Annotated in this window: 13 protein-coding genes; 3 read left to right on the top strand and 10 right to left on the bottom strand. The window is 45.3% G+C overall.

Annotated features, from left to right (window positions below):
* Positions 1 to 249: 249 nt before the first annotated feature.
* The 5 genes from SM123_RS07635 to SM123_RS07655 form a co-directional block, all read right to left on the bottom strand.
* Positions 250 to 2235, bottom strand: a complete 1986-nt coding sequence (locus SM123_RS07635) for an ABC transporter permease (protein WP_320909370.1) — start codon at positions 2233 to 2235, stop codon at positions 250 to 252.
* A complete protein-coding gene (locus SM123_RS07640; protein WP_061563696.1) occupies positions 2236 to 2994 on the bottom strand; it encodes an ABC transporter ATP-binding protein in 759 nt (252 codons plus the stop codon).
* A gap of 15 nt (positions 2995 to 3009) precedes the next feature.
* Positions 3010 to 3138 (bottom strand): hypothetical protein, encoded by a 129-nt coding sequence (locus SM123_RS07645; RefSeq protein WP_260314290.1) that lies wholly within the window; start codon positions 3136 to 3138, stop codon positions 3010 to 3012.
* 115 nt (positions 3139 to 3253) lie between these two features.
* Positions 3254 to 4228: a sensor histidine kinase gene (locus SM123_RS07650; RefSeq protein ID WP_320909371.1), complete on the bottom strand. Its 975-nt coding sequence runs from the start codon at positions 4226 to 4228 to the stop codon at positions 3254 to 3256.
* The gene (locus SM123_RS07655; RefSeq protein ID WP_003006080.1) at positions 4221 to 4898 is read right to left on the bottom strand and encodes a response regulator transcription factor; all 678 of its coding nucleotides are present in this window, start codon (positions 4896 to 4898) and stop codon (positions 4221 to 4223) included. Before SM123_RS07655 ends, SM123_RS07650 begins: the two co-directional genes overlap by 8 nt.
* Positions 4899 to 5067: 169 nt before the next feature.
* On the opposite strand from SM123_RS07655, the gene SM123_RS07660 reads away from it, so the two are divergent.
* Positions 5068 to 6252, top strand: a complete 1185-nt coding sequence (locus tag SM123_RS07660; RefSeq protein ID WP_320909372.1) for a DUF2974 domain-containing protein — start codon at positions 5068 to 5070, stop codon at positions 6250 to 6252.
* A 227-nt stretch (positions 6253 to 6479) separates the two neighbouring features.
* Here SM123_RS07660 and SM123_RS07665 read toward each other — a convergent pair whose 3' ends face one another.
* The 3 genes from SM123_RS07665 to SM123_RS07675 all read right to left on the bottom strand — a co-directional run bounded on the left by SM123_RS07665 (position 6480) and on the right by SM123_RS07675 (position 12128).
* Positions 6480 to 9728, bottom strand: a complete 3249-nt coding sequence (locus SM123_RS07665; RefSeq protein ID WP_320909373.1) for a pneumococcal-type histidine triad protein — start codon at positions 9726 to 9728, stop codon at positions 6480 to 6482.
* A 7-nt stretch (positions 9729 to 9735) separates the two neighbouring features.
* Complete coding sequence (locus tag SM123_RS07670; protein ID WP_320909374.1) at positions 9736 to 10671, bottom strand: metal ABC transporter solute-binding protein, Zn/Mn family; 936 nt, start codon at positions 10669 to 10671, stop codon at positions 9736 to 9738.
* A gap of 194 nt (positions 10672 to 10865) precedes the next feature.
* Positions 10866 to 12128 carry a DUF6287 domain-containing protein gene (locus SM123_RS07675; protein ID WP_320909375.1) on the bottom strand — a complete coding sequence of 421 codons (1263 nt, stop codon included), beginning with the start codon at positions 12126 to 12128 and terminating at the stop codon, positions 10866 to 10868.
* 247 nt (positions 12129 to 12375) lie between these two features.
* On the opposite strand from SM123_RS07675, the gene SM123_RS07680 reads away from it, so the two are divergent.
* Together SM123_RS07680 and SM123_RS07685 are read left to right on the top strand one after the other, a co-directional pair.
* Entirely contained in the window at positions 12376 to 12897 is a 522-nt protein-coding gene (locus SM123_RS07680) for a DUF2975 domain-containing protein (RefSeq protein WP_320909376.1), read from the top strand.
* 10 nt (positions 12898 to 12907) lie between these two features.
* Positions 12908 to 13114, top strand: a complete 207-nt coding sequence (locus SM123_RS07685) for a helix-turn-helix domain-containing protein (protein WP_003006064.1) — start codon at positions 12908 to 12910, stop codon at positions 13112 to 13114.
* Between the two features lie 260 nt (positions 13115 to 13374).
* Here SM123_RS07685 and metG read toward each other — a convergent pair whose 3' ends face one another.
* Positions 13375 to 15366 carry a methionine--tRNA ligase gene (gene metG / locus SM123_RS07690; RefSeq protein ID WP_320909377.1) on the bottom strand — a complete coding sequence of 664 codons (1992 nt, stop codon included), beginning with the start codon at positions 15364 to 15366 and terminating at the stop codon, positions 13375 to 13377.
* A gap of 263 nt (positions 15367 to 15629) precedes the next feature.
* Complete coding sequence (locus SM123_RS07695) at positions 15630 to 16322, bottom strand: phosphoglycerate mutase (protein ID WP_003012031.1); 693 nt, start codon at positions 16320 to 16322, stop codon at positions 15630 to 15632.
* Positions 16323 to 16433: the final 111 nt, after the last annotated feature.

Raw genomic sequence — 16433 nt, forward strand, 5'->3', positions numbered from 1 at the left:
ATTGATAATTCTTTTCTTTGAATAACCTTAGCTGGACTATTGTGCAAAAATATCAAAATGATTTCTGATTATTATTTAAAGTATATTGAAACTTTCCGCTGTGAGAAAAGTGCCTGAAACATAATTGTTTCAGGCACTCGGAATTATTGAGACCTTAGGCTCAATAATTAGTCATGGAACTTCATAGAAGTTCCATGACGTCCGTACTCACCTAAGGAAAGTTTCTAATTTGATTCAAGCTTCTTTTTCTTATATCTGCACAATCTTACGATAGCTCCGAGAGGTGATCCAAAAGACGATCAGGTAGGTGATGAGAAAGACGGCGCAGACGCTGAGGGTCACGACGAGGACTTGGCCACTATTGATGACACCGAGGACTTTGAGAATGAGGCGGATCATATGGTAGGCAAAGGCCAGATGGATAAAGGCAAAGATGAGAGGGAGGAAAAAGACAGTCCGCACTTGACGGTTGATGGTCCGTTTGACCTCGTGTTCATCGAGCCCCACCTGTTGGAGGATGATGAAGCGGTCACGGTCTTCATAGCCTTCTGAGATTTGCTTGTAGTAGATCACGATAACTGTTCCGACCATAAAGATCAGTGACAAGAAAATTCCGATAAAGAAGATGCCACCAAAGAGGCTATTCAACTCTGCCACATCATTGGCTCGGTTGCCTCCATAGATGAATGTTCCTTGGCCCTGTTGGCTGCTCAATTCATCGATCATCTTGTCATAGCTAGTTGCTAGCTTGAGTTGCTGGTCTTCATCGACATTGACATTGAAACCACCATAGATATTGGTATAGATGGCAAGATTTGGAAACTGGGCGACAAAGGTTGAGAGGTCAGGTACGATTAGGTAATTGAAATCCTCTGTCAGCATATTAAACTGGTTTGGCACATGATCGGTGATAAAATCCTTGCTCACCTCTTCTTTGACTTGGAAGTCTTGCCCGTTGATAGTGAACTGCTTTTGCCCCTTAAGAGCCTCGTTATGGGCAAAGAGAACAACTTGGTTGCCTGTCAGATCAACTTGTTCGCCTGTCATGTGTTCATAACTAGCTGCATCAAAGACCATAAAGACGGTTTTAGGAGTGACGCTGCGTTCATCAGCTGGATAGACGGTCAAGTCTGTGCCCTTTTGTGATTTAACCCCAAAGTTGGCATAGATCATCAGGTCCCGATTCTTGATCTCGAGATGGTGCTCAGAGGCAAATTCATCAAATTTCTGATTGATCTGCTCCAGCTCAACCCCTTTTCCTTGGACAGAGAAATCATGAGGCGCCATGATTTTCTTGACCATTTCGCTACCGACATAGATGTTGGTGGCTGCAGAGATGGTTACTAGCACCATGGTCGAGAGGATGGCAATGGTCGCAAGCCCCACTGCATTTTTCTTCATGCGATAGATGAGGTTAGAGACCGAGATCATATTGTTGGGCTGGTAATAGTAGCTCTTCTTTTTCTTAAGCAGATGCAAGAAGACGGTGATCCCAGCATTAAAGAGCAGGTAGGTTCCGATCATGACCAGGATAACGGCTAGAAAGAAGGTCACAAGCGCAATAATGGGGTCTTTGACAGACACAGCTAGGTAGTAGCCAAAAGCAAGAGCTGCTAAGCCCAGGATGGTTTGAGGCCACAAAAAGCTGGCTTTCTTTTCGCCACTAGATTTCTCACGCGTCAACTGCAGGGCATTTAAACGGAGAATGCGCCAAGCATTGAGAAGAATCAAAAGTCCAAAGATGAGACCAAAGGTGACAAAGACCAAGATGACAATCCCAGGTTGGAAGGTAGATACTAGCTGGACCTTCATCTTCATGAGTTTCAAGAGAAAGGCAAAGATCAGCTTGTCAAAGAGGGCTCCAATCAAGACTCCGGCTGAGATGGTTAGAAAGCCAAACATCAAGAGTTCCTTGAAGATCATGCTGATAAGATGGCGTTTCTCAAGGCCTAGCATGCTGTAGATGCCCAGCTCCTTGGAGCGATTTTTCATGACGAAGCTATTGGCATAGAGCACGATGATGGCCCCCGCTGCATTGACCACAAACAGTCCCAAGACGAGGGTAAAGATCATGGAATCGCCCCCTCGAAGCTCGGAAATGTGGGGATTAAAGGTCAGGGAGTCAAAGAGATAAGCGATGGTCACTGCGAGAATGACTGCAATCGCAAAGGGATAATAGAGCTTGCGGTTCTTGATCAGATTAGAGCAAGCTAATTTAGTGGTTAATCGAAACATCTACTCCACCTCACTTGCCATGATCGTCAGAGTATCTGAGATTTCTTGGAACATCTGACGCTCTGTCTTTTCCCCGCGGAAGATCTGGTTGTAAAGAATCCCATCCTTGATAAAGAGCACGCGCTTGGCCCTCGCTGCTGCTGCGGTTGAGTGGGTCACCATGAGAATGGTTTGGCCCATGGTATTGATATCTTCAAAGACATCCAGCAAAGCAGCCGAAGACTTGGAATCCAGCGCCCCTGTTGGCTCATCCGCAAGGAGGATTTCAGGGGAGGTGATGATGGCCCGTGCTACGGCTACCCGTTGTTTTTGCCCACCAGAGATTTCGTAGGGATATTTTTCAAGCAGTTGGTGAATGCCCAACTCCCGACTGACGCTATCCACCTTGCTCATCATTTCCTTGACTGGTCTGCGAGAAAGGACTAGAGGGAGAAGGATATTGTCCTTGACAGACAAGGTATCAAGCAGATTGAAGTCTTGAAAGACAAAGCCAAGTTTTTCCCGGCGGAAGCTGGACGCGTCTTTGTTCTTGATGGTTGAGGTGTCCGTGCCATTGAGGTAGACCCGTCCTTCGGTTGGCTGGTCCAGCATGGCTAGGATATTGAGGAGGGTGGATTTCCCGGATCCTGATTCCCCCATGATAGCGACGTATTCCCCTTTTTCAACAGTGAAGTGAATATCTTTTAGAGCTTCGACCTGCGTTCCTTGAAAGCGGGTTTTGTAGATTTTTTTGATATGTTGAACGTCTAGTAATGACATACTTTTCTCCTTTTACTAGTAGATCAAGAAAAATTCTTGGGTTTGTTGCAGGACTTGGAGACCAAATTCCGTCTTTTCCAGATCGGTTTGGTTATTTGGTTTCTCAGTCTTTTTGGGTTGTTTCATCCATTTCAAGAGTTTCATTTTCTTGACCTCCTTCATTTGATGAGACTATTGTATAAAAAATAAAAGGCGGCTACCATAACCTAACCTTTCATTTTGACCTTTATTTCTTACATTTTTGTAAGATGGGGAAATCTTAATCCATGACCAACTTCTTCTCTTCAAAGTGAATGGCAACAGTCGTGCCTTGGCCGACCTCTGAATGGAGGGTGATCCTGTGGCCCAATTGCTCTGCGATTTTCTTAGATAGATAGAGTCCCAGCCCTGAGGATTGCTGGGTCAGGTGGCCATTATAGCCGGAGAAGCCCCGCTCAAAGACGCGAAGGACATCGCTATTTTTGATCCCAATCCCGCTATCTTTTATATAGAGAGTCTGGTCTTTAAAATAGATTTCAATTCCACCGGTGCTGGTGTACTTGAGGCTATTGGACAAGAGCTGCTCGATGATGACCAGGAGCCACTTGCGATCGGTGATGACCTCCTGCTCCAAATCATGCAGATCCACGGTCAAGTTCTTTTGGATAAAAAAGAGGGCATACTTGCGGACTACTTCTTTGACCAAATCTTCTACCGACACGCGCCTCAAGACCAGATCATCATGAAAACTCTCTAGTCGCAGGTACTGCAAAACCAGATTGGCATAGGAGTCAATCTTAAAAAGCTCCTGCTCCATCTGCTGCTTGACAATGGGTGTCTCGACATCTTGCACCAAGAGCTGGCTGGCCGCAATGGGCGTCTTAATCTGGTGAACCCAGAGGGTATAGTAATCCATCAGGTCATTGAACTTGGCCTGGGCTGTCTTTCCTTCTTCCAGGCGCGCCTGCTGTTCTTCCCTGTATTTTTCATAAAGGAGGTGTTCCAGTGGTGAGGCAACCTCAACTTCCTCATATAGTGCGGCTTTGCGGTAGTCCCGAAAGGTCATGGCGAAATCCCAGATCAAGATACAAAGAGTAAAAAAGCCTAGCACCAGGGTCGCATAGAGGAAAACCGTCCCTGTCTCTGGAAAGAGATAGGCAAAGACCAAATCGACGATCAAAAAGATGACCAATAGATAGAGCAGGCGCCTGCGGGATACCACATACTGCCAGAAGATCGTTCCAAATTTATTCATGGGTCAACCCGTAACCGATGCCTTTCTTGGTTTCGATGAAATTTGACAAGCCAGCTTCTTCTAGTTTCTTACGAAGGCGGGCCACATTGACAGACAAGGTATTGTCATCAATAAAGAAGTCGCTATTCCAGAGCTCCTTCATCATGTCATCACGCGCCACGATACTGCCTGCATGCTCAAACAGGACACGCAGGATCTGAAATTCATTCTTGGTCAGCTTGATGACTTCCCCTTCATACACCAAGTCCGTAGACTTGAGATTGAGGATGGCTCCCCGGTGCTCCAGCAGATTTTGATCTGTCCCAAATTCGTAAGAGCGGCGCAAGAGTCCTTGAACCTTGGCAAGGAGGACATTTTGGTCAAAAGGCTTGGTAACAAAGTCGTCTCCACCCATATTGATGGCCATGACAATATCCATGGCTTGATCCCGTGAAGAAAGAAACATGATCGGAACCTTTGAAACCTTGCGAATCTCCTGGCACCAGTGGTAACCATTGTAGAGAGGCAGGCCAATATCCATGAGGATCAAGTGGGGGTCACTTTCGACAAAGATCCCGAGGACATCCATAAAGTCCTCTACTGCGACCACTTCATAGCCCCATTGTTCCAATAATTGTTTGACTTGTTGGCGGATAATTTCATCGTCTTCCACTAAGAGAATTTTATGCATGGCTTTCTTTCCTTCTTATTTTCTTCTTCCTATTATAACAGATTAAACAGCAGAGAAAAAGGCTGTTTCAGAGGGAAAGAAGAGCTGGCCTCTACTTTCTTGATAGGAGGCGCTTTTTCTACATCCATTTTTGTGCTATACTGAAAGAAATAAGACACGGGAGGCACAGATGTCGACTATTTTTGATTACCTAAAAGAAGTGACCTACGATTCCATTTATGACCGCCCCTTCAAAGAACTGGATGTTCTCGCATTGACAGAGCTAACCTATCTGCCCTTTGGACACATTGTGCCTCAAGGAGATACAACAGGAATTCCAGTGCGCCTGTCTGATGCGATGGAACTGATCAATCGGACTACCGATTTTATCGTGAGTAACCAGCACCTCCAATTAGTCGATGACTTGGCTACTTCAAAGCGCTTTAAGAACATCAAACTCCTTAACTATGTCGATGAGTACGATCCCGATGTCCAAAAACAGTTTGCAGCCATGACCTATCGGCTTAGTCTGGATGTGTATTTGGTCGTTTTCAGAGGGACGGATGACACCTTGATCGGCTGGAAGGAAGACTTCCACATGACCTATATGGACCATGTCCCAGCCCAGAAGCGCGCTGCCAGCTACCTGCAAAACGTCATGAAGGAATTTCCGAAAGGACGTTTCATAGTAGCCGGTCACTCCAAAGGGGGAAATCTTGCAACCTATGCCTGCTCGTATCTACCTGATTCCTTATTTGAACGGGTCGACACGATCTACAGCTACGATGCTCCTGGCCTCAACAAGGCCATTATCGAAACCGAAGGCTACCAGCGCACGTCCCCATACATTCGTCGCTTTGTCCCTCAGGGATCCATCGTTGGCATGATGTTGGAAGTGCCAGAACCGACGACCATTGTCAAAAGTCACGCCTTGGGTGGCTTTGCCCAGCACGATGCCTTTACTTGGGAAATCAAGGACTACAGCTTTGTGACTGTTTCTGAAACCAGTCCCGATAGCCAGCAGACCGACCTGACCTTGAAGCAATGGGTTCGCGAAACATCGGCAGAGGAGCGCAAGAAGTTTTTTGACACCTTTTTTGGCATTTTTCTGGATGCCGGCATCACTTCCATCAATGATCTAACCGATCTCAAACAGCTAGCTAAGGCCAAAGAAATCCTCCAAAATGCCCAGGATCTGGATCCAACCGAACGGGAAATGCTGGAACGCTTAGCCAAGCAGCTCATCGACACTCGCTTTCAAGCTTGGAAAAAATGGCAAACGGTCCCCCGCATCCTGGTTCAAATGGCCGCATTTTTCAAGCGAAAAAAAGCAGTCGAGTCTACCTCTCCACTGCTCCTGGAGCACAAGGAGTGAGGCTCAACAACTGACCTCTAATATTCACTAGAACGCAAAAAGAGGCTGGGACAAAAGTCCTAGCCTCTCAATTATTTTTGGATTGTCGAGCAAGACGCAGTGGTTGAGTGGGCTCTACTACGCTGATTTCATCAGCTTTTACAGCCCTAGTCAACTGTGCGGAGGTGGGACGACGAAATCGAATTCTAACGAATTACCGATTTCTGTCCTACTCTCTTTTCTATTTTCTATTGGTTCTGAGGAGATGGAGCATCTGGTGTGCTTGCTTCTGTTACAGCTGAGCTTGCAGGCTCTGTTTCTGTCTCAGTGGTGGCAGGCCTGCTTCTTTCTGAAGCTGCTGCTTCTTTTTCCACCGGAGTTTCTGTAGCGACAGGCGTTTCAGCTGTAGAAGCTGGTTTCCCCGCTTCGTTTGCAGATGGCGCAGCTGCCAATTCTGCCTGGAAGGCTTGGATGGCCTGTAGTAAGGCTGCTTTATCACTCTTTGGATTAGACAATTGGTCAAAGAGAGCTTCTAAGCGATCAAATACAGCATCACTAGCTCCCTTTTCCACCAATTGTTGGTGTAGGGCCATCAATTGGTTATAGAGCTGTTGATAAAGAGCGACATCCCCAATTTGAGGCTCTTCCGTTTGCTTTTGTTTTTGCTTTTCAATGGTATCACTGATTTCGCGTAGAAGTGCTTCCCCACTTGTAATAGCCTTGTCTGGATCAGATTCTTTTCCAAGTTGAGCCAAGCCTGCTTCAAAAGCAGTTCGTTTGCCTTGGTCTTCGACTTGTGGCAAGAGCGACTGGATTTGCTCTAAGAGAGCTGTCAAAATCTTGTTCTGTTGACGGGCTTCTGTTGCCTTATCCAACTCTCCATACAAGCCTTTGAGGAAATCATAAACTGCTACGTTGTAGGATGGGGTTTGACTTCCTTTTTGATCCAAAACTGTTTTTTCAATAGGATAGGTTTGGCCTTTTTCTTGGGAGAAGAGCTGGTCAATAGCTTGCTTAGTTTGGTAGAGTTCCATAAAGTGAGACTTGGAATCCCAAGCTTCTTCAAAGGCTTGAGCTCGGTAGAGCTTCAAGGCTAGATCTGCTGCCTTGGTGCGGAGTTCTGGTGTCAAGCGCGCATCGCTCAAGCTTTGGTAGAAATACTTGAGGTAATCGACCGATGTCACACCCGTCCGATCTTGCATCTCCTGAACAGCTTCTAATAGCTTCCCTTCCTGCTCTAAACGCTTGCTGTCCTTGGCAGTATAGGCTTCCTGCAGTTGAGAGACCAACTCTTCCTTCTTCAATTGGAAGGCTTCTGTGTCTAGCAAGCGCACTTGTTCCAACAATTCTTGGTAACGACGATCCAAGGCTGTCTCTTCTTTTGGTTTGACCGCTTGGGTCGCATGAATGTACTGCTCATCAACCTGTTTGAGACTGGCTAGGTAGCCTTCCGTCGAATTGCTTGGGAAACTCTTGACATTTTCCAAGAAGTGGCCCAAGATCAGCTCAATCCGTCTTTGCTGCAATGGATCAGAAGCATATAGACTGCGACTTTCTGCTAAGAGCTGGTTGACCTTGTCCTCTACTGCTTTTTTGTCCAAGTCTCCTTTTTTATAAGGCGATTGAATGGTTGGAAGACGGTGGGCTAAGTAGTCTGCTAGACCTGCTGAGCGCACCTTGATGTAGTGGTTATGATCGCCATGCGGGATGACAAACTGACCATTTTCAATCTGAAGGCTATAAGGAGAAATCCCTGAACGAAGCGCTGTTGCATAGAGTTCATTGATAAAGTCTAGTTCAGGATTGCCAGTTTCAAGTGGGATCCGGACATGTTCCTTACGAACAGCATAAGGGTGGATGTGGGTCGGATCGTATTCTTGGTCTGGATTGTTAAAGACAAAGAAACCATTGGAAATCTTAATGGCCTCGCGAGGGACACCGTAGGTCTTGCTGATGTATTGGATCTTTTCCTCATCTGAGGCATCACGAGAATAGGTGGCAACATCATCTGTCAGTGGCTGACCCTTGTCTTCTTCTTTCTTACCAGCTAGAGTTGCCTCCGCTGCTGCAATCTCTTGAGGAGAGAGGTCCTTTTTATAGAAATAATGGGCATGGTTGCCATGAGCGACCATATAGCCTTCCTCGTCCTTGCTGATGACCTTGTCTGCGTGGAAGCCATGGTCGTGCTCCTCTTCGTGCTCGTGACTGTCTCCATGCTCGTGGTCATGATCAGGATCAGGATCAACTGGTTTTGTGCTTGGATTTGAAGGCAAGCTTGGATTTCCTTCGGTTGGACTACCAGTTCCTTGAGCACGAAGCAATTGGAATTGCCGCGCCAACTCACGTTCTAAAGGAGATAGGGAGCTGTATGGGATAAAGTGGAAATGATCCCCATGAGGGTAGACAATCCCTTGATCGGTCCACTTGGTAATCTTGCTTGGATCAAAGACAGAACCATCAGACTCCACATGACGAGAAGTTAGAGGGGCTTTCTGCAATTCTTCGATCAGACTGCTGAGAATTGGACTCGGTTTGGATGTGGACGGTGTAGAAGTCGTTGGTGTCACATGGGAATTGGTTGGACTTGGTGACACCTGGTTGCTAGCTTGTTTCCCTAGACTTGGAGATACCTGATCTGGAGTCCCTTGATTTTTGCTTGCTTCTGCACTTGGACTAGCTAGGTGTGAGTTCCCTGCTTGATGGCCGGCTTGACCACCTAAGACGGAGAGGGCTGCTGCTAACTCGCCAGCAGATAGGGCACTCTTTGGAATATAATGGAAATGGCCACCATGGGGCACAATAAAGCCGTCCCCTGTATCTGAAATGACATCTCCAGGGCTAAAGACATAACCATCGTCCGTACGGTAGCCACCAGCTGTATGGTTCTTAGCCGTCAGCATCTCAAGAGTCTTGCCTTCTTTCAGCGCTTGACTCGGTTGACGGAAGTCACGGGTCTTGCCTGACTTGTGCGAGGAGCTCGCTTGCACCGATCCCGTTTCCCCTTCTTCTTTTGCGCCTCCCTTTTGTTGTTGGGCGATCTCTTCGATCGAGCGCACATTAACCGTATGCTGGGCATCCTTTAAGTAGAGATAGTATTTCCCAGCGCGTTTGATAATATAGCCATCCTTGACCTTGCTCACGATATCCGCTTCTTGCAGCTGGTAAGTTGGATCCCGCAAAATCAACTCTTCACTAAAGATGGCATCAAATGGAACCTTGCCGCTGTAGTAATGAAAATGATCCCCATGAGAAGTGACAAAGCCTTCATCTGTAATCTTGATGACAATCTGCTCTGCCTGGGTCTTTTCCTTGGCATTGACCGCTTCGATGCTGTCTTCCTTTTTGCTGGTGGCAGACGATGACGATTTCTTGTCCGCTTGCAAATACTGAATCTGATTCTTTTTCTCTTCCTTGACTTGTGGTTGCTGACTGAGCGCATAGGCACAGAGTCCTAGCCCCAAGGTCGCTACCAATCCAATCGTTCCCTTTTTCTTCATTCTTTATTTACTCCTCTAATTCCTTGGCTAAAGTCGCCATATTTTCTTCTAAATTTTCTAATAGATCCTTATCATTTTTCGGATCAGCTTCCAGTGGATCCAAGACCTTGACACGCGCCCCTGTTGCCTTGGCAATACTATCTGCCACTTTTGACGACGTGTGCTTTTCCACAAAGATCGTTTTTACCTTGTAGTCTTTGACAAACTGCTGGATCTCCGCCAATTGCCGAGCGGTCGGTTCTTGCTCTGGGGAAATCCCTGCAATCCCTAACTGCTTAAGACCAAAGCGTTTAGCCAGGTAAGAAAAGGCCGTATGCTGGGTCACAAAAGTCTTTTGCTTGGCCTTGTCAAAGAGAGGCTGGCAGCGGGCTACCAGTTCCTCACAGCGCTTTTCAAGCTTTTGAGCATTGGCCTGATAGAGTTCCTTGTTCTTTGGATCGATCTCTCCCAAACGTTGGGCGATGATCTTTCCTTCCTCTGCGATTTTTACAGGATCCAACCAAGTATGCGGATCATACAAGTGCTTTGCTTCTTTTCCCTGACCAGCTTCGACATCCTCTAATCCAGCCACCTTATCAAGGGTCATTCCTTGGCTGCCTTCGATCACTCGCAACTTGGAACCTTGTAGGTTAGGATCTAAGCGGCCGGCCCAAGATTCCAGGGTCTGAGAATGATAGACAAATACATCCGCATCATAGATCTGGGCCACTTCCTTGGTTGAGGGTTCATAATCATGGATCCCTGCACCTGACTGAACCATCCAGATGTCATTTTGATCGCCAGAGATTTCCTTGACCAGGGCATAGATAGGATAAAAACTCGTGACAATTTTAAGACCTTTTTTAGAAGGGGGCTTGCCCGCATTTCCTTGACTTCCACAAGCTGTCAGCAGAAAGAAACCGAGAAACAAGAGTCCCAGAACCTTCATTCTTCTCCTATTCATCCTTCACCTCTTTTTCATTTTTATTAACTAGTTTATTAATCGGTTAATTAACTAGTTAATAATACTGCTAATCATTTGCTTTGTCAAGTCTTTTTTACATTTTTTTCCATTTAATGTTAGGAACTAGCATTCTGCAAATAGATAGCTGCCTTTTAGACAGTAAAAAAGTTTGAGACAAAGATGTCTCAAACTTTTTATTGACGGTAGAAATATTGATCAGCTGGATAGTTTCCTGCAGATTGAGTGACCACTAGACGTGGCTTGCTGGTATCAGACTGGTCTCCATCTGGATTTTGGAAACCGATTTTCAGAAGTCCAATCGCTGCACCAGTTTCACCCATCTTCATCTCAACATAAGGGATCTTGCTCTTCTTATCCGAGTCTGCAACAGCCTTGAGGCTACCTTGGCCCTTGACTTTTCCGTCTGCTTGGATGACGATTTCAGCCCCCTTGCCATTGCGCCAGGTTCCAGCTAAGCTTGAGAAGTCTCCTCCGTTAATGGCCGCAATATCCAAGTCTTTCTCTTTTTTCGGTTGTGGGTATGCTTTCCACCACTCTAGATGGTAATCACGGTAGGCCACGTCCCCAAAGAGAATCCGACGTTCTTGGGAAGCTACTCCATCAGGACCTGTCACACCTGCTGGGATCAAGTACAAGGTTTGCTCTTGCCCTTGGATCGCAGTCCCATTTGCCCCTGTGAAATAAACTTCATAATAGCCTTTTCGCTTCTTGGGCTCTTTTTCTTTATTGAACAAGTAACTTGCCCGAGTGCCTCCACTCCAGAAAGTCCAGCCAGTCTCCCCATTTACAATACTTGGAAAGGCATTGGTCTTGTTTTGGTAATATTCTTCTGGAGTATAGCCATAAAGTTTAAAACCGGAATCTGCGATTTCCTTTTCATAGGTATCATTGGAATAAGCACCTTCAAACGGTGAGAGACTGCCATCAAGGACAACATCATTTGGATCTGTCGATTTGAAAAAATCCTCCCGGTTGGCAAAGACCATCTCGTGGTCAGGATTTTTATCAGACATGGTCACCGTGATCAAAGGTTTCTTATCCGTCTTGTATTTAAAGACACGTACAGTGACTGTAAAGTCTGTATTGCCATCGGACTTTTTCATCTTGCCTGTCGAAACTTTATTAGCTCCTTCGACCTTCCAATCCGTACTAAATTCAGCAGATACCTTGCCATCAGCCGTTTGGTAAGCGATCTTCCAGGCTTTGCCTTTTTTCTCAATTTTGGCTTCATCTCGTTCATTGGAGACATAATCACCACTCAAGTCAATAGCTTTTTCTTTTGGCTTGGTGACCTTCTTGCTGGTCTGGTTAAATTCCTTTTGATGGTCTGGTTGGATGTTAGAACTAGAGTAGAGATAGACTCCACCGATCAGAACAGCTGCTCCGACTAGTCCCAGAATCGGCCCCAGGTATTTTTTCTTCCACTTAAGATTCATTTTACTACCTCCATGGAATAAGATCTATACACTAGTATACCCTAAATCGACAGTATAGTAAAATTCCCCTCTATGTAGTGGTTTTCTAGGTTTAAACTGACTAGTTATAGCAGAGATTACCTGTTTCTCAAAAATAATATTTTGTTTAACATTATTTTTTTATCGTTTTTCGATACTTTTTGTTGACTTATTTTTTATAAGGAGTATACTATAAGTGAAAAATAAATAAACTTCAAGGAGGCTTTCGATGAAAAACTCAAAAACCTTAAAAGATGTCATTGAAGTCTTAACGGCTTTCATTTACTTCTGTGGCTTTATGACCTTGGCAGCACTGGTCATCCACCTGCTTTCCCGGATGGGAGTGTTTAAGGAGATCGTTCAATCTGGACGCTTGTCCTTTGATATCAATGGTATCCAGCTCTTCCCCAAACATCCGCACCCCCTCTGGCAGTTGCTCTTTCCACTAGCCTCAAGCGCTATCTATATTTTTCTTCTCATCACCATTCGCAGCTTCCTCCAAAATCTCTACCAAGAAAAGATCTTTTCTCACTCCAACATTGATCTTTGCAACCGAGCTTGGAAGATTCTCTTGGTCTTGTCCTTTATGTCTGGTACACTTGAGACCAGCGGCAATGCTTATCTCCTTCCCTTCACCTTCCGATTGACCTTTAACACGGGACTTCTTCTTGCTGTCCCAATTGTCTGGGTCCTTGGCAAGATTTTAGAGAGAGGGATTGAGATTGCTGAAGAAAATGAGCTAACCATTTAAGGAGGTTGCCATGATTATCGTCAATCTAGATGTCATGCTAGCCAAGCGGAAAATGAAATCCAATGAGCTAGCCGACAAAATCGGCATCACCACAGCCAACCTCTCCATCCTCAAAACCGGCAAGGCCAAAGCCATCCGCTTCACCACCCTTGAAGCCATCTGCAAAGAACTCGACTGCCAGCCAGGAGATATCCTAGAATACCGGCCAGATGAATAGAAACTGTATTCGGAGGCTTTCCTTAGGTGAGGACGGACGGTAGCGAATCCCTTTGGGATTCCATACCTTAGATTTGAGCCCACTGTCTCAAATCTTCCGAGAGTCTGAAACAAAAATGTTTCAGACTCTTTTCTCACTGCGGAAGTCTCCGTTAACACCCATTACTAATAGGACTCATCTACCATCCTTGTAAAACTCAATGATGGAAACTATATCGACACAAGAAAAGCACTCCCGCGGGAGTGCTTTTTTATATATGTTTAACCAATAATGCTGCCATTTGGTACAGATGGATCAACGGTTAAGACCGTTAATTGATCTCCGTGTTCTGCGGAAAGAATCATGCCTTGGCTGACATATTTTTTCATCATCTTACGTGGTTTGAGGTTGGCCACAATTTGAAGTTTCTTGCCGACCAATTCTTGTTCGTTTGGATAGAATTGAGCTATACCTGAGAGGATTTGACGGTCTTCGCCATCTCCTGCATCTAGGCGGAAGCGAAGCAATTTGTCTGATCCTTCGACGCGTTCCACTTCTTTGACTTCTGCTACACGGATTTCAACCTTGTCAAAGTCTTCAAATTTGATCTCATCTTTTTCAGACTTGAGTTCCACTTCTTCTGGAATCCATTCTTTTTCTTGTGGTTTGCCAGCAGTCATTTGAGATTGGATGTAGGCAATTTCTTCTTCCATATCAAGACGTGGGAAGATTGGAGTTCCTTTAGCAACCACTGTGACATTTTCAGGGAAGCCTACTAGGGTCAAGTTTTCAAGATCGAAGTCCAAGCCCAAGCCAAGTTGTTCCATGATGGCATTTGAGGTGTTCATCATGAATGGTTGGATCAAGTGAGCCACGACACGAAGGCTAGCTGCTAAGTGAGCCATGACCGCTGCCAATTGTTCCTTGTCACCATCTTCTTTAGCGAGGACCCAAGGAGCAGTCTCATCGATGTACTTGTTAGTCCGAGAGATGATGTTCCATACGGCTTCCAAAGCACGTGGGTAATCAACCGCATTCATTTGCTTGTGGTATTCAGCGATGTTTTCTTCAACCACCTTAGCCAAATCTGCATCAAATGCGGTAACATTTTCGACATAAGCAGGAACTTGACCACCAAAGTATTTATTGATCATGGCGACCGTCCGGTTGAGGAGGTTTCCAAGGTCATTGGCCAATTCATAGTTGATGCGGGCCACGTAGTCTTCTGGTGTGAAAGTACCATCAGAACCAACTGGCAAACTACGCATGAGGTAGTAACGAAGTGGATCCAAGCCAAAGCGTTCCACCAACATTTCTGGGTAGATGACATTCCCTTTAGACTTAGACATCTTGCCGTCTTTCATGACAAACCAACCATGGGCAATCAAGCGTTCTGGCAATTTGATATCCAACATCATAAGAAGGATTGGCCAGTAGATGGAGTGGAAACGAAGGATGTCTTTTCCGACCATGTGGAAGACCGTTCCGTTCCAGAACTTATCAAAGCTTTCATGATCTTCTTGACCGTAACCAAGAGCTGTCACATAGTTGAGAAGGGCATCAATCCATACATAGACCACGTGTTTTGGATTAGATGGAACTGGAACTCCCCAAGTAAAGGTGGTCCGAGATACTGCTAAATCTTCCAAACCTGGCTCGATGAAGTTTTTCAACATTTCATTGAGACGGCCATCTGGTGTGATGAAATCCGGTTGAGATTTAAAAAATTCGACCAAGCGGTCTTGGTATTTACTGAGGCGAAGGAAATAAGATTCTTCAGAAACCCATTCTACTTCGTGGCCTGATGGGGCTACCCCACCGATGACCTTGCCATTCTCATCACGGAAGACCTCAGCCAATTGGCTTTCTGTAAAGAACTCTTCATCAGAGACTGAATACCAGCCAGAGTACTCACCAAGGTAGATATCGTCTTGCGCAAGCAAGCGTTCAAAGACTTGGGCCACCACTTCTTCATGGTAGTCGTCTGTCGTACGGATGAATTTATCGTATGAGATATCGAGTAATTGCCAGAGTTCTTTCACTCCAACGGCCATCCCATCTACATAAGCTTGTGGCGTAATCCCAGCTTCTTCTGCTTTTTGCTGGATCTTTTGACCATGCTCATCGAGACCAGTCAGGTAGAAAACATCGTAGTTCATCATACGTTTGTAACGCGCCAAAACGTCACAGGCGATCGTTGTATAAGCTGAACCAATATGCAATTTACCAGATGGGTAATAGATAGGGGTTGTGATGTAGAATGATTTTGTCATTTTCTTTTCCTTTCAGGGCTAATGGAACCCAATTTAGTAACACTCTATTATAACATTTTTAGGAGACCCTGAAAACCCAAAACCAGCTAGGATGTAAGGAAGACAAGCAAAAAAGCTGACCGAAGTCAGCTTTCTATGATTGATAACGAATCCCGTTAGAATTGCCTCGCTTTTGCGTTTTCAGGCTCGGGATAAAAATATCCACTGGATAAGCCTCGCTTTGGCATTTCTAGGCTCGGGATAAAAATATCCACTGGATATTTTTATTTTCCAAGATAGTATTCTTTTACAACGTTCAATTTTTCGTCAAATTCGAATACCAATGGTGGGAAGTTAGGGATTTCCACATCCATGATTTCGTCGTCTGACAATTGTTTGATGTGTTTTACAAGTGCACGGATTGAGTTACCGTGTGCTCCTACGAATACGTTTTTACCATCTTTAAGTGCTGGAGCGATTTTATCTTCCCAGAATGGAAGGGCACGTTCCAAAGTCACTTTCAAGTTTTCAGCATCTGGAATCACTGAATCGTCAAGTGAAGCATAACGACGGTCAGTGTGTGCTGAGTGTTCATCATCACGGTCCATTGCAGGAGGCAATACATCGTAAGAACGACGCCAGATGTGAACTTGTTCATCACCAAATTGTTCAGCAGCTTCAGCTTTGTTTTTACCAGTCAAACCACCGTAGTGACGTTCGTTCAAGCGCCATGATTTTTCAACTGGAACCCACAATTGGTCAGAAGCTTCAAGAGCCAAGTTAGTAGTTTTGATCGCACGTTTCAATACTGAAGTATAAGCTTGGTCAAATTCGATACCAGCTTCTTTGATCAATTTACCAGCGTCGATCGCTTGTTGTGTACCTTTTTCAGACAAATCAACATCAGCCCAACCAGTGAAAAGGTTAGCTTTGTTCCATTCAGACTCACCGTGGCGAGCAAAAACCAATTTTACCATTAGATGGATCTCCTTTTTATTCTCCGAGGTTTCCCCCGTTTATCTATTCTATTCTACTAGATTTTCAGTGAAAAATCTAGTGGCGACCATAGAAAAGTGCAATTTCTCACA

Origin of the sequence: Streptococcus sp. S5, assembly GCF_034134805.1 — a bacterium.
Taxonomy (GTDB): domain Bacteria; phylum Bacillota; class Bacilli; order Lactobacillales; family Streptococcaceae; genus Streptococcus; species Streptococcus lingualis.

What these genes read in the sequence shown, in the direction of transcription:
- SM123_RS07635 (WP_320909370.1), bottom strand. Translation starts at nt 2,235, where the DNA reads ATGTTTCGATTAACCACTAAATTAGCTTGCTCTAATCTGATCAAGAAC.
- SM123_RS07640 (WP_061563696.1), bottom strand. Translation starts at nt 2,994, where the DNA reads ATGTCATTACTAGACGTTCAACATATCAAAAAAATCTACAAAACCCGC.
- SM123_RS07645 (WP_260314290.1), bottom strand. Translation starts at nt 3,138, where the DNA reads ATGAAACTCTTGAAATGGATGAAACAACCCAAAAAGACTGAGAAACCA.
- SM123_RS07650 (WP_320909371.1), bottom strand. Translation starts at nt 4,228, where the DNA reads ATGAATAAATTTGGAACGATCTTCTGGCAGTATGTGGTATCCCGCAGG.
- SM123_RS07655 (WP_003006080.1), bottom strand. Translation starts at nt 4,898, where the DNA reads ATGCATAAAATTCTCTTAGTGGAAGACGATGAAATTATCCGCCAACAA.
- SM123_RS07660 (WP_320909372.1), top strand. Translation starts at nt 5,068, where the DNA reads ATGTCGACTATTTTTGATTACCTAAAAGAAGTGACCTACGATTCCATT.
- SM123_RS07665 (WP_320909373.1), bottom strand. Translation starts at nt 9,728, where the DNA reads ATGAAGAAAAAGGGAACGATTGGATTGGTAGCGACCTTGGGGCTAGGA.
- SM123_RS07670 (WP_320909374.1), bottom strand. Translation starts at nt 10,671, where the DNA reads ATGAATAGGAGAAGAATGAAGGTTCTGGGACTCTTGTTTCTCGGTTTC.
- SM123_RS07675 (WP_320909375.1), bottom strand. Translation starts at nt 12,128, where the DNA reads ATGAATCTTAAGTGGAAGAAAAAATACCTGGGGCCGATTCTGGGACTA.
- SM123_RS07680 (WP_320909376.1), top strand. Translation starts at nt 12,376, where the DNA reads ATGAAAAACTCAAAAACCTTAAAAGATGTCATTGAAGTCTTAACGGCT.
- SM123_RS07685 (WP_003006064.1), top strand. Translation starts at nt 12,908, where the DNA reads ATGATTATCGTCAATCTAGATGTCATGCTAGCCAAGCGGAAAATGAAA.
- metG (WP_320909377.1), bottom strand. Translation starts at nt 15,366, where the DNA reads ATGACAAAATCATTCTACATCACAACCCCTATCTATTACCCATCTGGT.
- SM123_RS07695 (WP_003012031.1), bottom strand. Translation starts at nt 16,322, where the DNA reads ATGGTAAAATTGGTTTTTGCTCGCCACGGTGAGTCTGAATGGAACAAA.